The organism is Runella defluvii, from assembly GCF_014195535.1.
GTDB lineage: Bacteria > Bacteroidota > Bacteroidia > Cytophagales > Spirosomataceae > Runella > Runella defluvii.
Genome location: NZ_JACIBY010000001.1, coordinates 467,645 through 481,002, shown reverse-complemented (window position 1 = coordinate 481,002; position 13,358 = coordinate 467,645). Strand labels below are relative to the sequence as shown.

Annotated in this window: 13 protein-coding genes; 12 read left to right on the top strand and 1 reads right to left on the bottom strand. The window is 37.4% G+C overall.

Going from position 1 to position 13,358, the window contains the following annotated elements; all coding sequences use genetic code 11:
• The 9 genes from FHS57_RS01945 (at window position 1) to FHS57_RS01905 (ending at window position 8,555) form a co-directional block, all read left to right on the top strand.
• Complete coding sequence (locus FHS57_RS01945) at window positions 1–1,203, top strand: glycosyltransferase (protein WP_183971169.1); 1,203 nt, start codon at window positions 1–3, stop codon at window positions 1,201–1,203.
• On the top strand, window positions 1,196–1,741 hold the full coding sequence (locus FHS57_RS01940; RefSeq protein WP_183971168.1) for a WcaF family extracellular polysaccharide biosynthesis acetyltransferase: 546 nt from the start codon (window positions 1,196–1,198) through the stop codon (window positions 1,739–1,741). Before FHS57_RS01945 ends, FHS57_RS01940 begins: the two co-directional genes overlap by 8 nt.
• A 7-nt stretch (window positions 1,742–1,748) precedes the next feature.
• Window positions 1,749–2,585, top strand: coding sequence for a glycosyltransferase family 2 protein (locus FHS57_RS01935; protein ID WP_183971167.1), 837 nt, complete (start codon window positions 1,749–1,751; stop codon window positions 2,583–2,585).
• Window positions 2,575–3,456, top strand: coding sequence for an SGNH/GDSL hydrolase family protein (locus FHS57_RS01930; RefSeq protein WP_183971166.1), 882 nt, complete (start codon window positions 2,575–2,577; stop codon window positions 3,454–3,456). The genes FHS57_RS01935 and FHS57_RS01930 overlap by 11 nt, the downstream gene beginning before the upstream one ends.
• Window positions 3,457–3,568: 112 nt before the next feature.
• Window positions 3,569–4,318, top strand: coding sequence for a WecB/TagA/CpsF family glycosyltransferase (locus FHS57_RS01925; protein ID WP_183971165.1), 750 nt, complete (start codon window positions 3,569–3,571; stop codon window positions 4,316–4,318).
• Window positions 4,315–5,286 (top strand): NAD-dependent epimerase/dehydratase family protein, encoded by a 972-nt coding sequence (locus FHS57_RS01920; RefSeq protein ID WP_183971164.1) that lies wholly within the window; start codon window positions 4,315–4,317, stop codon window positions 5,284–5,286. Before FHS57_RS01925 ends, FHS57_RS01920 begins: the two co-directional genes overlap by 4 nt.
• 124 nt (window positions 5,287–5,410) lie before the next feature.
• Entirely contained in the window at window positions 5,411–6,781 is a 1,371-nt protein-coding gene (locus FHS57_RS01915) for a sugar transferase (protein ID WP_229601235.1), read from the top strand.
• A complete protein-coding gene (locus tag FHS57_RS01910; protein ID WP_183971162.1) occupies window positions 6,782–7,681 on the top strand; it encodes a Gfo/Idh/MocA family protein in 900 nt (299 codons plus the stop codon).
• Window positions 7,682–7,694: 13 nt separating this feature from the next.
• Window positions 7,695–8,555 (top strand): glycosyltransferase family 2 protein, encoded by an 861-nt coding sequence (locus tag FHS57_RS01905; RefSeq protein ID WP_183971161.1) that lies wholly within the window; start codon window positions 7,695–7,697, stop codon window positions 8,553–8,555.
• Here the strand turns inward: FHS57_RS01905 and FHS57_RS01900 are convergent.
• Window positions 8,497–9,069, bottom strand: a complete 573-nt coding sequence (locus FHS57_RS01900; RefSeq protein WP_183971160.1) for a dTDP-4-dehydrorhamnose 3,5-epimerase family protein — start codon at window positions 9,067–9,069, stop codon at window positions 8,497–8,499. The two genes, FHS57_RS01905 and FHS57_RS01900, sit on opposite strands and share 59 nt — an antisense overlap.
• A gap of 225 nt (window positions 9,070–9,294) precedes the next feature.
• Here FHS57_RS01900 and FHS57_RS01895 point away from each other — a divergent pair, with 225 nt between their 5' ends.
• The 3 genes from FHS57_RS01895 to FHS57_RS01885 all read left to right on the top strand — a co-directional run bounded on the left by FHS57_RS01895 (window position 9,295) and on the right by FHS57_RS01885 (window position 13,345).
• Window positions 9,295–10,308 (top strand): sugar transferase, encoded by a 1,014-nt coding sequence (locus tag FHS57_RS01895; RefSeq protein WP_183971159.1) that lies wholly within the window; start codon window positions 9,295–9,297, stop codon window positions 10,306–10,308.
• A 22-nt stretch (window positions 10,309–10,330) separates the two neighbouring features.
• On the top strand, window positions 10,331–11,779 hold the full coding sequence (locus FHS57_RS01890) for a capsule assembly Wzi family protein (protein ID WP_183971158.1): 1,449 nt from the start codon (window positions 10,331–10,333) through the stop codon (window positions 11,777–11,779).
• 201 nt (window positions 11,780–11,980) lie between these two features.
• Window positions 11,981–13,345, top strand: coding sequence for a capsule assembly Wzi family protein (locus FHS57_RS01885; protein ID WP_183971157.1), 1,365 nt, complete (start codon window positions 11,981–11,983; stop codon window positions 13,343–13,345).
• Window positions 13,346–13,358 lie beyond the last annotated feature (13 nt).

Here is a 13,358-nt window from a genome sequence, read left to right as displayed (position 1 = left end):
ATGAAAATATTACAAGTAATTGACAGTATGAACTCTAGTACAGGTGGCACGGCTAAAGGTTTAGAATATTCTATAATAAATCTAATTGGTAAGGGTATAAATAACGAAATAGTTTGTTTAGATAATAAAATCTATAGTCCGCTTAATATAAAAGTTCATCTCTTGGGTCCTTTCTTTAGCCCATGGCATTTTTCCTTTAAATTATTACCTTGGTTAAAAAGTAATATTACAAATTTTGATATAGTGATTATAAATGGCTTATGGCTCTATCCAAGCTTTGCTACTTATTTAGCATTCAATCACCTAAAAAGAAACAAGGCACATATCAAAACTTTGCTATTTGTGATGCCACACGGAATGCTTGACCCATACTTTCAAAATGCCCCGAATAGGAAGTGGAAAGCCATCAGAAATCGCATTTTTTGGAAGTTTTTTGAAAAACATGTAATCAACAAAAGCGATGGAATCTTATTTACGACAGAAGAAGAAATGCAGCTAGCCAAACAAACGTTTACCAACTATCAACCAAAATTAGAAATCAATATCGGTTATGGAACTATTCCTCCACCCAGTTTTAATCAAGTAAAAATATCTTTAGGCAAAAACAGACATTGTATCAATAATTCAAATCCATATTTACTTTTTTTAGGCCGTGTTGCTCCGAAGAAAGGTCTTCATATTTTAATAGACTCTTATCTACAAATATTAAATATAAAACCTAATTTATTTGCAAAATTACCAACTATCTTAATTGCTGGGCCTGTTGACAAAAGTAACTATGTTAATGAATTAAATAAAAAAATTGACCAATGTGAACAATTAAAAGAAAAATTTCATTTTCTTGGTATGGTCGAAGGCGACCACAAATGGAATCTCATTTACAACAGTACTGGGTTAATTCTACCTAGTCATCAAGAAAATTTCGGGATTGTGGTTGCAGAAGCACTTGCGTGTAGCAAAATAGTAATTACAACAAATAAAGTAAATACATGGAGAGAAATTGAGAGGTTTCAATGTGGATATGTAGTTGATGATACAGTGTCAGGATTGTGTAATGCTTTAGAATGGTTTCTTAGCCTGCAAGATGAAGATTTAATAAAATTTGAAAACAATGCTTTAAATTGCTACCACTCGTGTTTTAATATAAATAATACAAACAAAAATTTAATTAATTTATTTCAAAAATTCAAATCAAATGCATAATCTTGATACGTTTTCTGGGCCATCATTCTCAATAAAAAATAGACTTTTGAGAGTTATTTGGAACTGCGTATATTTCCTTTTTTTTTCTCCTACTCCTCCTCCATTCCATGTCTGGCGTTCTGCAATTTTAAGATTATTTGGTGCAAAGATAGGGAAGGGGGTTCATATTTATCCAAAAGTCAAAATATGGGCTCCATGGAACCTAGAAGTTGGTGACCAAACGGGCATTGCTAATGGAGTAATTCTCTATTGTCAGGGCAAAATTTCGATTGGAAAAAGGAGTGTCATATCGCAAGGTTGTCATCTTTGTTCAGGAACCCATGACTATAACCAAATCGGATTTCCTCTAGTTACTAAGCCGATTTCAATTGGTAATTACGTTTGGGTTGCAGCGGAATCATTTATTCATCCAGGAATTAATATTGGCGATGGCTGTGTTATTGGAGCAAGATCTGTTGTTATCAAAGATTTAAAAGAATGGATGGTTTACAGTGGTCACCCTTGTATGTTCATTAAATCAAGAAAAAAAATATATTAATTTCAAAATGACCCAAGACATACTTGATTTAACTATTGTAATTCCAACAAAAAACGAAGAAAAAAATATACAACTTTGTTTAAATGCAATAGGTAGAAATTTCGCAAAAGAAATAGTATTAATTGACTCTGGTAGCACTGATAATACGTTAAATATTAGCAGGAAGTCTAATGTCACTATCCTTCATTTTGAGTGGGATGGAAAGTTTCCAAAAAAAAGAAATTGGTTTTTATTTAATCACCCTCCAAAAACAAAATGGGTTTTATTTTTAGATGCTGACGAGTTTTTAACAGAAAAGTTCAAGTTTGAAGTTCGTAATAAATTAAAAACAAGCTCACATGTAGGGTATTGGCTTTATTACACGGTTTATTTTCTTGGAAAACCCTTAAAAGGAGGTTATCCACTGAAAAAATTAGCTCTATTTCAAGTAGGCAAAGGGTACTACGAAAAAATCAATGAAACATATTGGAGTCATTTAGATATGGAGGTGCATGAGCATCCAATTATTGATGGAAGTATTGGAAAAATAACATCTAAGATTAGCCACAATGATGTAAAAAATTTATCCCATTATATAAATAAACATAATGAATACTCCGACTGGGAATCTAAAAGATACATCCATTACCTATACAATCCTCACTTAAAAAGTAAATGGACGTTTTTTCAAAAGATCAAATACAGCATTTTAGGAAAGTCTTATGTAGGTATAATATACTTTTTTGGAAGCTTTATCTTAATGAGAGGTTTTTTAGATGGAAAAACAGGGCTTTTATTTTCACTGATGAAACTTTCATATTATACTCAAATTTACTGCAAAATTAAAGAACTAAATGAAAAATAATAAAATAACAACGGCTTTACTTTTTACTATTCTTTTATTGGAGGTAATTTGTCGTTATTTTGGATTGAATACTTACCCTTTATATATCAAAAGCAAAGATTACGAATACGCCTTAAAGCCTAACCAAAACACTGTGATTTATAGAAATAAATTCATAACTAACGAATACTCTATGAGAAGTACAAGTATGTCATATAAAGACACTAGTGTTATTTTATTAATTGGAGATTCTGTTATTAATGGTGGCAATCTAATAAGTCATGAAAACTTAGCATCAACAATTCTTGAAAATGAGTTATCAAAGGTCTTAAAGAAAAATATAAGGGTATTGAATATTTCTGCTAAGTCGTGGGGACCTGACAATGGGGCTGCATTTATAAAAAAACATGGTTTATTTGATGCCGACATTATTTTTTTAATTGTAAGTAGCCATGATGCCTTTGATACAATGACATTCTCTAACATTGTCGGAGTTTCGCCTGACCATCCCGACAAAAATACATTATTTGCTACACACACTCTATTAAAAAAAATTTATAATAGATATTTCCCAAAGACTATACATGAGATACCTGTTCAAAAAAAATGGAATACAGGATTTAATTATTTTAAAAACATATCTAAATTTAACAATATACCTATATATATATATATACATTCAACAAAAACAGAGCAAAAAGCACATACGTATGAAAACGGTGGAAAAGAAATTATTCAATTTTGCAAAAAAAATAAAATAACTATAATCAAAGGAATAGATTTTGAACAAGAAAAATACTATTTCGATGACATACACATGAATGATTCAGGCCAACTATTTTTATCTAAAATTTTATTTCCTTATATCTTAGAAAATAAAAACAAACTATAGTACATATCTTTTCAATTATTATTTAAGATTTACGTTACAAGACTCGATTAAAAACACAAATTGTATCTTTTCACTATTTCAACATATACAACTGTTTTATCTAACAATTCTTATGACTCCTAACCCAGCAACTACTATTTCAATATTAGGAATACCGTTTTTTAATGGACAAGTTAATGACGTTTATGAGTATCTAAACCAATATGGAGGGCTTCTTACTGTACCTGCGGCTCCTGCTTTAGTCAATATTTCAAATGACTCTGAGTACTACAAGTCTATTGTTAATTCTGATATAATTATCCCTGATAGTGGCCTAATGGTAATCATGTGGAATTTATTCAACTCCAATAGGTTAAGTAAAATTTCGGGCTTGGAGTTTATTAATTTTTTTCTAAAAAAGCTTACTTTTGCTGGTCATGTACGTCTAATGCTTGTCAACCCATCTGATTCAGAGGGGTCAATTAATTTAAATTATTTAAAACAAGTAGGAATTAATACGACTTTAATTGGTTCATATACTGCTCCTTATTACAAAAAAAATGTATTCGATCCTCAATTAGTATCAAAAATTGAAGAATTCAAGCCTCAATGGATTATGTTAAATATTGGCGGTGGAACCCAAGAGAAATTAGGATATTACTTAAAAAATTCCTTGTCATACAAACCAGCTATTTTATGTACTGGGGCTGCAATTGCATTTAAGACAGGAAGCCAAGCATCTATTCCTCAATGGGCTGATTACATTTATCTTGGATGGTTATTCCGGTGTTTACATCAACCAAAACTTTATATTCCAAGGTATATTAGAGGCTTCAGGCTAATTTACCTTATTTTGAAATTCAAATCGAAGAGAATAATATGAAAAAAGCGTTAGTTTGCGGTGCAGGTGGCTTTATTGGTGGCCATCTTGTCAATAGATTAAAATCAGAAGGTTATTGGGTTAGAGGGGTTGATTTAAAGCAGAATGAATTTGGCAATAACCAAGCGGATGAATTTATTATTGGGGACTTGACATTACTCAATGTAGCCATGAATGCTCTAGAAGGTGGCTTTGATGAAGTATATCAGTTAGCTGCTGATATGGGAGGCGCTGGCTACATATTTACGGGTTTTAACGACGCTTCGGTTATGCACAATTCTGCTTTGTGTAATCTAAATATTTTAGAAGCAAGTGCAAATGCTGGTGTTGGTAAAATTTTTTATTCTTCATCGGCTTGTATGTATCCTGAATACAACCAGCTAGACCCTGAAAATCCCAAATGTTCAGAAGACTCCGCCTATCCAGCTGCTCCTGACAGTGAATACGGATGGGAAAAACTTTTTAGTGAACGTTTGTATCTTGCTTATCAAAGAAATCGAGGTCTTGATGTCAGAATAGCAAGATTTCACAACATTTTTGGTCCATGTGGTACATGGCAAGGTGGAAAAGAAAAAGCTCCTGCTGCGATGTGTCGTAAAGTAGCAGAAGCAACAGATGGTACATTCATTGAAGTTTGGGGTGATGGTAAACAAACGCGTTCATTTCTCTACATAGATGACTGTATAGACGCTATCCGAGCACTGGTTAAATCAGATTTTTCAGGCCCTGTTAATATTGGCTCTGAAGAAATGATTTCAATCAATGATTTTGCTCAAATGGTTATTGATATTGCAAATAAAAAACTTACTATTAATAATATAACTGGTCCTCAAGGTGTTAGAGGCAGAAATTCTGACAACTCTCTAATCTTTAAAAAATTAGGCTGGAAGCCATCGCTCACTCTGCGCCAAGGAATGGAATTAACTTACAAGTGGGTCAGTAAACAAGTAGCTATATCTGTCACGGCTTGACACGGAGATTTGTCAGTAACCAAAATAAAAAGGTTTGTATAGGCAAATTGAATCCGTTACTTTTGTACAAGTTGATAGTCCAACACAAAACCTATTAACTTGTACATTTCTTTGTTGAATTCGGATGAGACCTAGTTTACCCTTTTTTTTTCGACCCCTCCAATTCGTTTCTGACCTCATCGTTTTGAGTGTGTCTTTTGAAATCGGTAACGCATTGGTAAGCCCTAATTCTTCGAGTATCAACAATAAAAATATTGTATTTCTATCTTTTCTTGGTTTTTGTTGGCTGTTGATTGTTTCTGTCCTGCGCCCTTACAAACATACTCGCCTCAAATTCCACGTATTCACTCTTATTTACAAGCATTTGATATCAGTGCTTCTCTTTTCTGCACTGGGTGTTTTCATATGGATGCTTCTTCAAGACTTTCATCTACCTAGACTTCAGCTCTTTTACACGTTCTTATTGTTCTGGATTTTTGGGTGCACTTGGCGAACTGCGGCAGTGGTCTTACTTAAAATTTATCGTGCCAACGGCAACAATACCCTGAATTATGTCATCGTTGGTTACAATGATACATCACAAAGAATTAAGCGCTTCTACGACCAACATCCCGAATTTGGCTACAAGTTCTACGGCTATTTTGATGAATTGAGTGCTACCAATAAGCCATTAATTAGGGGCGATTACAGCGTCTTAAACCAACTACTCGCTTCGAACCAGATTGATACCGTTTATTGCTGTATTCCTCGTGTAGGGCATCCACTCTTAAAGGATATGGTAGAGAAGTCAAATACTGCTTCGTACAAAGTCAAATTAGTGGTTGACTTTGCCTTCTTTTTTAGCCAAGCACCTTCACTCGAATTTCACGGGATTACTCCAGTTATCTCACTATCATCGGAATTCTTAGATTACTCCAAAGAGTACATAAGTAAACGACTTTTCGATGTTATTTTTTCAAGCTCTATTTTACTACTTGGGTTTCCCATTTTCCTTTTATTAGGCTTAATAACCAAATTAACGTCTAAAGGTCCAGTCATTTTTTCGCAAGATAGAACTGGCCAATGGGGTAAAAAATTTAAAATATACAAGTTCCGAAGTATGTATGTCGGTGCACGTCTAGGCCATTCGGAAGGTACTCTTGACAAGAGAATAACCCCTTGGGGACGTTTTTTAAGGAAAACCCGACTCGATGAGCTTCCTCAATTTTATAATGTACTTAGAGGCGACATGTCAGTCGTAGGCCCCCGCCCATTAGCAGATTATGATGTTAAAACGTTGATGGATGAGTCACCCGATGATTTTAAACTCATTTTATCCGTCAAACCAGGGATCACTTCCATTGGACAAGTCAAATTTGGTTATGCGGGCTCTCCTGACGAAATTAAGCGAAGACTTCGCTATGACTTACTTTATCTCAATAAAATTTCATTCTTCTTCGATATGTGGTTAATCATGAAAACAATGGTCATCATGATTAAAAAACAAGGAAAATAAATGACAATAGGACTCATTGGGGCTGGTATTTGGGGTAAAAACATCATCCGAGAATTAAGTAACCTAGCGGTTGACATAAAAATCTTCGACCCCAATCCTGAAGCGAAGAAAGATTATCCCCATTTTTTTGTCGATTCACTAGATGATTTGCACACTGCTGATGGAATAGTTTTGGCCTCTCCATCCGTCACTCACCGCTCCATTTTAGAACAAATTGTTCCGTGGGGCATACCCGTTTTTATTGAAAAGCCACTCGTTACTTCACTTGAAGACGCCATCGCTCTTAAAAAGTTTGAAGACTATCCCCTGTTCATGATGCACATTTGGCGCTACCATGCAGGAGTGCAGCTTTTAGGGCAACTAGCTCGTACTAAAGAACTTGGCGAGATTACGGCTCTTTATACGCATCGATGTAACTGGACAAGTCCCCGCACCGACACCGATAGCATTTGGAACTTAGCTCCCCACGATTTGACCATTGCCCTTGAAATCCTTGGGTACATTCCAGCGCCGCGTTCTGCGGTCATTGAATGGCACGGAACTAATGCCCGTGGTATGACCGCCCTTCTAGGTCATTCGCCTTTTGTTCAAATAGAGGTTTCAAACCGCTTTGCCGATAAACGTCGTGAAATTCGACTGCACGGTACCAAAGGGATTGCCATTTTGGCCGATGAAAAAGTAGATTATATCGAAATTTTCTACGGTGACGAATGTAGCTACCCTACGCCAAATAATAGCGAAAAGCGTTTTTTTGACACCACTCCACCTTTACGAAAGGAATTAGAAGCATTTTTAGCCTATTTACGCGGTGGCTCACCTCCTATTTCCACTTTTCAGGAAGGAATCACGACCATTGAAGTTCTTACGGCACTTTACACGTTAGGTGCCACAACTTGTTAAACTTTCGGGCAACATGTCTCCTCGATTTTCTATTTTACTTCCTACCACAAACGACCGTGGGTTGCTACTTCCTTACTCGGTGAGTAGTGTTTTAAAACAAACTATCCCTGATTTTGAGTTGCTTATCATTGGTGACGGGGTGAATGAATTTACGAGGGGAGTGATTCAATCGCTTGTTAAACAAGATACCCGAATCAAGTTTTTTGATTTCCCAAAGCACCTTCGTAGAGGGGAACCCAATCGGCATCAAGTACTTACACACTATGCACAGGGAAAGTATGTAGCGTATCTTTTAGATCGCGACTTGTGGCTTCCAAACCACTTAGAGACATTACTAGAGTTATTTGAAAAAGGAAACTTTGTTTCTTCCAACTATTTCCGACTTTTCCAAAATGGAGACATTCGGTATGGATATTCAAATGCGAGGCAACATTTTGTCTTTTCGGCTGTTGCACATACTTATGAATTTTACAAGAACCTACCCTACGGCTGGCGCACTACCCCTCCCGATGTTTTTACGGATGACTATATGTGGGCGCAATTTATGGAACACCCTGACTATTCTCCATTTTTTGGAAGCGAAGCCACCGTGCTGTATTTTAAACGAGGAGCTACGTATCCAGGAATCCCGACCGAAAAGCGCGTAGAAGAATTAAAAGAGTGGGAAGCAAAACTCAGCGACTCAACATTTCTCCATGTTATGCGCAAAAACGTACTCCAGTCGTTACTCGATGAGCGTGCGGCCTTACAAAATGATTGGATTCGGATTAAAGGCAAGACCCTCGCGGAATTGGTTCCTTTTATCCAAACCAAGCTTACATATAGCCTTTACGCTCTAAAGCGGCGACTAGCGTACGCAAAGAAGGGGCATTAGAGGCAGCATCTGTCAGGATAGGATTTTCAATTCCCCAAGGCAATTCCAATTCAGGATCATCCCAAGCACAACGCCAGTTGTCGTCGCCTCCATAATCCACATAGGCTTCCGAAACTGACTGAATATGAAGCGCAGGCGTATGGAAAAACCAGCCGTGCAGCATCCCTTTCGGGAAAATAAGCGCTGCGGGATCATCACCAAAAAGTTCAAATAGGGCAGATTGATGTTGTGTAGGAGAGCCCGCGCGTAAATCCCGCAAGCCAAGCACGCAATGCCCATCAATGAGACAAAAATATTCGTCGTGGCGTTGGTGGTAGTGCATTCCACGAAACACATTCGCTTCCGATTTCACGACACTCCACTGTACAGGTTTAAGAACCGTCCCCCAATGATCCTGAAAAATTTCGGTAAAGGAACCTCTGGAGTCTTTATGTTCTTTCAATGACACCAATTTCACTTCATGTAATTGTGTCCCTGCAATTTGGGTGGATTTTGCGATAGCGGTGGTACTCATGAATCAACGACCTTTTTTACAAAAGTAATTGGCCTTTGTGATTACCACAAGATTTTTGACTACTTTCTTCAAATCCCCTCCTTATACACTCAAGGGAAAGTTATTTAACGGTATCTAGCTTCTTTGGTTTTTACAAAAATGGGCTTTATCTTTGAACCTCTTCTATTAACAAGAGAATACTTGTAATTATGGAAATTTAAGGTGTTTTTCTAAAAAAAATACAAAATGAAGGAGCCTGAAGTTGAAAGTTTTTCTACCACCTTTGAAGAAATTCCATTGGAAGATTCTACCAAATATCCTACTTCTTACGTTGACATTAGCCCGAAACATTCACCCACACTGGTGCAAAACCCGTTATACATTGTGTGTCCTGAATCTAGTATTCCACTTATAACAGACATATTACAGAACTATTCTTATACTCCCTTATTCAATCAGTGTGATCAAATCTTCAAGCGGCAAGGTGTCATTACTTATTACAATGCGGCATACATTGACGACCTTGAGAGAGAATTTTTACTAAGAAATATAGAATATGGAGTTACTGTAATGCCCTTGGTGGATTTTCTGGAGTCAAAAAATAAATATACAGAAATCAGCCTTTTAAATGGTGATTACTTTCTTAACAAGGAAGCCTTCTCTGTACTGAGAAATCGTACTAAAATTGCTACGAAGCGTTTTTTTGACATCATCTATGCATCTATTCTTTTGGCACTTCTATCGCCTATTATGTTGCTAACGGCTATTGCAATACGACTAGAGTCAAAAGGATCAATTTTCTATCGCCAAAAACGCGTGGGGCTCTATAATATCGAATTTGAGGTTATTAAATTTCGTTCGATGCGGTCTAATGCTGAAGCAAGTGGTGCGCAATGGGCACAAAAAAATGACCCAAGAGCTACTAAGGTAGGTACGTTTATTAGGAAAACACGAATTGACGAGATTCCTCAGTTGTTTAATGTACTAAAAGGCGAAATGTCTCTCATTGGGCCACGGCCAGAAAGAGCTGTTTTTATTGAAATGTTGAAAACAGCTATCCCTTATTACGAATTTCGTCACGTCATTAAACCAGGACTAACTGGGTGGGCACAAGTCAAATACCCTTACGGAGCATCCATAGAAGATGGTATGTGGAAACACAGGTATGACATGTACTACATTAAACACCAATCATTCGGATTTGATTTTAAAATAATTTTACATACCATTAGGGTAGTATTAGCTGGGTTGGGACGATAGATAAATTTGCGAGGCTGCCTCTATGAGACATAGGTATTCCATTAATTTTCTGGTGTATTTTTTAATTGGTGCGCTTACCAGTTATGCACAGTTTTTGCCTACGTCCGAGTATAATTTATCGGTAAATGCCTACGGCACAAATTCTCCCACCGTTCCATTCTGGTACTATGCCAATCAATACAACGTTATTCCCAAAAACTCCTCTTCTTTTATAGCAAGGGCCTCGCTTGGTAATACTAAAGGGGACACCGTAAAGTACAGCTGGCGCCAAATACGGCTTTTATATGGACTCGATGGTGCTTTTATTGCCCAACAAAACTCAAATAAATTTAAGCTTATTGAGAGTTTTGCTGGCATCAAATACGGGCCTATTGAATTATTTTATGGTCGTCGGCTCGAAACGATGGGCCTATTGGGCGATACACTTCTTTCTTCTGGTTCTTATAGTTGGTCAGGGAACGCCCAGCCCTTCCCAAAAATTCAATTGTCAATTCCCAACTACGTAGAATTGCCTTTTTTTAGAGGACTATTTTCCATCAAAGGCTCTTTTGCCCACGGATGGTTAGATACCCTTGCAGTTGCATATGGTCCTCGAACCAATGCGGTAAAAGGCTATTATCACCAAAAGACCTTGTTCATCAAAATGGGTCGCCCAAACTGGAAAATCAATTTAATCGGAGGATTCAATCACCTTGCCCAATGGGGTGGAGAAGACCAAATTTGGCCTAACGGGCTTCCTCCTAAAGAGGCTTGGTGGGCCGTTGTGGTGGGAAAACCGTGGCAGGACAGCCGCGTGGGCAATCACCTTGGAACGCTTGATTTAGGGCTGGTTTGGAAGTTAGCTAACAACAAATCTTTGACTTTTTTTCGTCAAAATATATTCGACGATGGTTCCTTATATAATTTCTTAAATATTCAAGATGGACTCCAAGGAATAACATTTAACAATCGAAATGCCCCAAATTACGCGCAAACATTTACCCTTGAAAAAGTCAATTTTGAATGGATGAACACCACCAGTCAAGGGGGAAATGTATTTGATTTTCAACAACAAATTTTTGGGAGAGACAATTATTTTAATCATTATGTGTATTCTGAAGGATGGTCTTATAAAGGTGAAATGATTGGTACGCCTTTTATCCCCAAACAGAGTGATATTATTAGTTCTTTTCCCCTCATCAAAAATGCAAAAACCCTCAACAATAGAGTTCAGATGCTTCACTTAGGTGCAAGCGGTTGGATAGATGAATGGAAATGGCTAGTAAAAGCCTCTTTCAGCAACAACTTGGGTACGTATGATTATCCATTTCCTTCCGCTAGACAACAATTCTCTAGCCTTCTCCAAATCCAAAAGGAACTACCTTGGTTGCAGGGAATCGATTGGACAACATCCATTGCAATCGACGCTGGTACACTCTACGAACCTTCCATGGGAATCCAATTAGGGCTTCGTAAAAGAGGATTTTTTTGATAACTTTGTTTTTTACATTGTTCTCACAAGTATTCTATTCGTCCAGAAATTACTTCTTTTCCATTGAAAAAGCTTTTCGTATTACTGTCTTGTTGCTTTTTAATTTTGGGTTGTGGAGGTTTGGCTACCGCACAAGATAGTACTGCAAAACATTCTTTTAGGACTGATTTCAGTGCTTTTTATTACAACACGGCCACCCAAATGCCCTTTTGGTTACGAGCGAATCAGTACGATGTCGTACCAGAAAAAACAGCCGTTGCGCTAAGCGGGGCAATCGACTTTGAAAGTAACTTATCTGCAAAAAATAATAAATGGAAACTCATAGGTAGTACTCAAGTAGTAGGAAATCTGCTAGATAGTAGAAGTACCACCCTGTTCTTACCCCAGTTGTATGCGGGTGTTAAATATAAAAATTTGCTTTTTTATGCTGGCCGCAAAAAAGAATTGTTTGGTCTAGCTGACAGCACACTTGGCACAGGCTCTTATATATGGTCAGGAAATGCCTTTCCGATGCCTAAAATCCAAATTGAAATACCAGATTATCAACCATTAGGAAAAAATAACCCTTGGTTAGCTTTTAAGGGGAATTACGCTCATAGCTGGTTTGGGACGAACAAGTTTGCCTATGGTTATTATTTGCACCAAAAGTCCGTTTATGTTCGCATCGGTAGGCAAAGCTCTTCCGTCAAACTATATGGGGGTTTTAACCACCAAGTGCAATGGGGCGGAAAAACATTTGATGATATCGGAACGGTCACAAATAAAACACTTCCCAGCAGTTTTGCAGACTATTTATTAGCAGTAATTGCCATTGGTCCAAACATTGGGGTTCGAAAAGGCAATGCCTTCGACTCTACTAACCGCGTAGGCAACCATTTAGGTACAGTTGATGTTGGCTTTGAACTTGATTTGAAAAAAGTAAATATTTTGGTGTATCGCCAAAATATCTACGAAGATGGGTCTTTATTCTACCTTACAAGCATCGCCGACGGCCTGAATGGAATTGTACTCACCAACCTTTACCCTAGCCAAGAAAAAGGTAGAATTTCCTTTAAAAAAGTGGTATTTGAGTTCTTAAATACCCGTAGTCAGGGTGGTGATACGTTTGTGATGACAAATGGCAAAAAGCGCGGCAAGGACGAGTACTTCAACCACCAACAGTACTACGATGGGTGGTCGTATCGACGACGAATTATTGGGACTCCGTTCATTACCAATCAGGAAGATACCAACCGCCCTGAAGAACAAAATACCAATGACATGGCTAACAACAACCGTGTTTTAGTATATCATCTTGGTTTTGAAGGCAATATCGGCCCCTCGATTCAGTTTTTATCCAAAATCTCTTACAGTGCCAATTACGGTACTTACATCTACTCCTACCCTACCGTTCCTAAACAACTTTCGGCTTTGTTACAACTCAAAGGCCAAATTCCTGCGCTCTCGGGCTTAGAGTGGGTTGCCTCGGCGGCTATTGACCGTGGTGATCTTTATACCAAAAATACAGGTTTTAGGATAGGTTTTAGACAAACCTTTGGTACAGGCAAATTCCGTACTTCCAACTAGGACACTTCATCCG

Excerpts from the sequence above, each read along its gene's own strand:
- FHS57_RS01900 (WP_183971160.1), bottom strand. The coding sequence starts at position 9,069 with ATGAGTACCACCGCTATCGCAAAATCCACCCAAATTGCAGGGACACAA.
- FHS57_RS01930 (WP_183971166.1), top strand. The coding sequence starts at position 2,575 with ATGAAAAATAATAAAATAACAACGGCTTTACTTTTTACTATTCTTTTA.
- FHS57_RS01885 (WP_183971157.1), top strand. The coding sequence starts at position 11,981 with ATGCCCTTTTGGTTACGAGCGAATCAGTACGATGTCGTACCAGAAAAA.
- FHS57_RS01925 (WP_183971165.1), top strand. The coding sequence starts at position 3,569 with ATGACTCCTAACCCAGCAACTACTATTTCAATATTAGGAATACCGTTT.
- FHS57_RS01945 (WP_183971169.1), top strand. The coding sequence starts at position 1 with ATGAAAATATTACAAGTAATTGACAGTATGAACTCTAGTACAGGTGGC.
- FHS57_RS01895 (WP_183971159.1), top strand. The coding sequence starts at position 9,295 with ATGAAGGAGCCTGAAGTTGAAAGTTTTTCTACCACCTTTGAAGAAATT.
- FHS57_RS01920 (WP_183971164.1), top strand. The coding sequence starts at position 4,315 with ATGAAAAAAGCGTTAGTTTGCGGTGCAGGTGGCTTTATTGGTGGCCAT.
- FHS57_RS01905 (WP_183971161.1), top strand. The coding sequence starts at position 7,695 with ATGTCTCCTCGATTTTCTATTTTACTTCCTACCACAAACGACCGTGGG.
- FHS57_RS01940 (WP_183971168.1), top strand. The coding sequence starts at position 1,196 with ATGCATAATCTTGATACGTTTTCTGGGCCATCATTCTCAATAAAAAAT.
- FHS57_RS01910 (WP_183971162.1), top strand. The coding sequence starts at position 6,782 with ATGACAATAGGACTCATTGGGGCTGGTATTTGGGGTAAAAACATCATC.
- FHS57_RS01890 (WP_183971158.1), top strand. The coding sequence starts at position 10,331 with ATGAGACATAGGTATTCCATTAATTTTCTGGTGTATTTTTTAATTGGT.
- FHS57_RS01935 (WP_183971167.1), top strand. The coding sequence starts at position 1,749 with ATGACCCAAGACATACTTGATTTAACTATTGTAATTCCAACAAAAAAC.
- FHS57_RS01915 (WP_229601235.1), top strand. The coding sequence starts at position 5,411 with ATGAGACCTAGTTTACCCTTTTTTTTTCGACCCCTCCAATTCGTTTCT.